The sequence below is a fragment of the Hoylesella buccalis ATCC 35310 genome, from assembly GCF_000177075.1.
Lineage (GTDB): Bacteria > Bacteroidota > Bacteroidia > Bacteroidales > Bacteroidaceae > Prevotella > Prevotella buccalis.
On sequence record NZ_ADEG01000079.1, the window covers coordinates 1 to 2943 of the forward strand.

Consider the following 2943-nt stretch of genomic DNA (forward strand, 5'->3'; position numbering starts at 1 on the left):
AATCGTTGTATAGGCAGGAACTTTACCAAACACATTGCCCATAAACTCATTCAGAATGTTGAAAATCTCGACAATCTGTCGTGAGCCTACTGACAAACGCGCATAAAAAGCCACACTAAGGGCAACCATCAAACTGGGGTAATGATGTCGTCTGATAGATTCATCAGTTGCTCGAAAGTTTCCTTGTCCAATCCAACACTCGGTTTCTCTTTTTTTTTGAGTGCGGAACGATACTTGGCACTGTTTGACTGAGCCGTGGACAATCTTCCCTTGAGATTGCGGTTATCTCGTTGAAGAGACTCTTTATCATTCTTGGGTTTTTCCACCAGCTTTTTAAGCTTTTCTATTTCTTTTTCTTGCGTTGACTTTTTCATATCTTTTACATGTTTTAGTTATGTAAAGTTACTAAAAACCAACGAGTTACACAACTTTTTAGAAAGATATTTTGCGATATAAAGTGTTAAATATCAGCAACTTAATAAGCTGAATTCTTTCACTTTTTGCGTCAGATGTATATACAGATTTTGAACACTCTACCCTAACGGGTCATGGCCAGCCTCACTGTCTTATTGAAATCTAAAGTCACCGTCCCATGATAGATTCTGTTGGATGAGATCGTCTGCTTGTTCGTGGTTGTTTGAAATATTTCTAACTGATAATTTCCGGGAAATAAATTTCTGATTTTGAAGTTCACATCATACATGCAGACACAATTGGTGAGTATGTCGCAGTCTGGGTAGAGAATGATTATGATTTTGTTTTCTACACAAGTCATATCCACATTCAATTGACAAATTGCGCAATTATCCATCACGTCAAGAAACTGAGCGGCAACCGTATTGTCATTTCGCATGAGCAGACTCAGTGTCGTTTCGGTACTATAAAAGTCTGTAAGGTGTTCAGGACGAGTGTCAGTTTTAGATACGGATGTCTTGCAATCAGAGGTTACGACATCTGACACTTTGATATTTCCGACTATAGCGTTCTCGGAAGAGCACGCAGTTATTACTCCAAGAAGGATAAGCGCTAACAGGCTCCTTGTTAAATTCAAGTATTTCATATACTACATTTATTTGATGCCTACCATGTCAATCTTAATCCAAATGGAATGCTGAACATGAACGGATGCTCAGTTCTGTATGTTTGAATACCACATCCATTCTTAAAGTAGTAGGAAAGCCCAGGCTCCAGATAAAAACTGAAAGGTTTGAAAATCTGGTATTGTACCCCCAAACCGGCATTCACCGACCACTGGTAACGCGGGTGGATCGTCCCCTTCATTGTGAACGAGGAATCTGACGTGACGACAAACTCTTTGGTAAAAGAACTGTGTACCGGAATTTCGAAAGTTACTCCTCCCGTGGCGTATGCATTCAGTCTTCCTTTGTTCCATACCCGATAGGTCATGCGCAATGGTATGCCGATATAATCAATTTTCTGCGTTCTCTTCAATGTAGCCTTATTAAACGGATTTTCAAATTCTGACCTTAACCTTGTGTAGGTTAAGCCTGTACCAAAAATCCATCGTGGACTCAACTGCTTATAAAGTGACAAGCTATAGGTTTGAGGACGATAATGGTTTACTTTCTCTGCCACACTTTGGTCGGCAGAGATAAACTGGTTGACTGCCTGTTGGCGCAACCTTGCGTTTTCAAGTGAATCCATCAGCATACGGTTGCGATCAAGATAGTCGATATAATCTTTCCAAGAATAAATTTTCGCCGCCGCCCCGCCATTGGCATAATCTATAACCGAGAGGTAATTCAGAGTAGACGCGGTATTACCCGATGCATCCGAAGAATAGCCGAAGTTGAATGTCCACGGGTATTTCTTTTTATGGCCGATATTGAGTTTTACATCTTCATTCAATGCCATCATCTTATCTTCAGAAATTCGCGGAATACGGAGCATGGAATCTTCTACGCCGATAGTCCCTGTAGCCAGATATTTCTGCAAGGAGTCCACATGGAATGGTACCGTCTGCTGTCCGAATTCCACACTGTCTGTTATTATCTGCGATGAAATCTCTTCAGTAGAAATAGTCTTTTCTGCCAAAATACGCCTATCATTGTCAATGGCGCTTGATGGTATAGAATACCTTGGTTGCCCAACCTTTTGAGAGGCTGCTCCTTTTTGTTGAACCCGTTTTGGAAGGTTATGATGAGTGTCTAAAGCCGTTGGCCTATTATCAGATGTGTCAACGGACTTCTCCCTCGTTACGAAATAGATATAGACAGGTATCAGGATGGGAAGCAAGAACAACATCCAATAGTTAATCAGTATGGCACGCAGCGTTTTCTTTACCCGAGCCAACTGGGAAGAAGAACTGTGTGGGTTGATACCAAGCAAATCTCCTATTTCTTTATGTGAAAGACCATCCAGCACAGAGAGCTTGAAAATCTCCCGGTTCCCCTCAGGTAACAACTCTATCGCCGACAGCAACAGTTCCAACTCTATATTTTTTTCTTCTTCCTCTTCTTCACTCAATACTTCTATTCCCAGACTGGATAACGGGATATCGTCTTTTTCTGTTCTTAGCAGGTATCTCAACGAAAGGTTTCTTACAATTGTTATCATCCACCCTTCCAATTTTGAGTTGTCCTTCAGCGATTTGATAGAGGTGAAGATGATAATAAAAGCATCGTGCAGAATATCTTCTGCCGTACTTTCATCTGTCACATAGTGCAGGCATATCCTCTTTAATCTGCCTTATATAAATTTCCGAGAGCCTCGCGCTCTCCCTGTTTGCATGCATCTATATTAACATCTACTTTCATAGGTATACCATACCTTTTTATTAAAGGGAGTATGTTTTGTTTAAAAGACTGCACGGATTTAGGAACTTTTTTTGAGAAACTTGGAAAAAGATTAAAAATCTGACCTATAGCTCATTTTGCAGGCTGAAAAGTGTCATGCCATTCGATATATACACATGTTTCGCCC

At 40.6% G+C, this 2943-nt stretch carries 1 protein-coding gene and 1 pseudogene; both read right to left on the reverse strand.

What is annotated here, in order from left to right; genetic code table 11:
* Positions 1-128: 128 nt before the first annotated feature.
* Positions 129-374 carry a hypothetical protein gene (locus HMPREF0650_RS08270; protein ID WP_040562947.1) on the reverse strand — a complete coding sequence of 82 codons (246 nt, stop codon included), beginning with the start codon at positions 372-374 and terminating at the stop codon, positions 129-131.
* A 706-nt stretch (positions 375-1080) separates the two neighbouring features.
* A pseudogene (locus HMPREF0650_RS08280) lies at positions 1081-2777 on the reverse strand (sigma-70 family RNA polymerase sigma factor).
* Between the last annotated feature and the right edge of the window lie 166 nt (positions 2778-2943).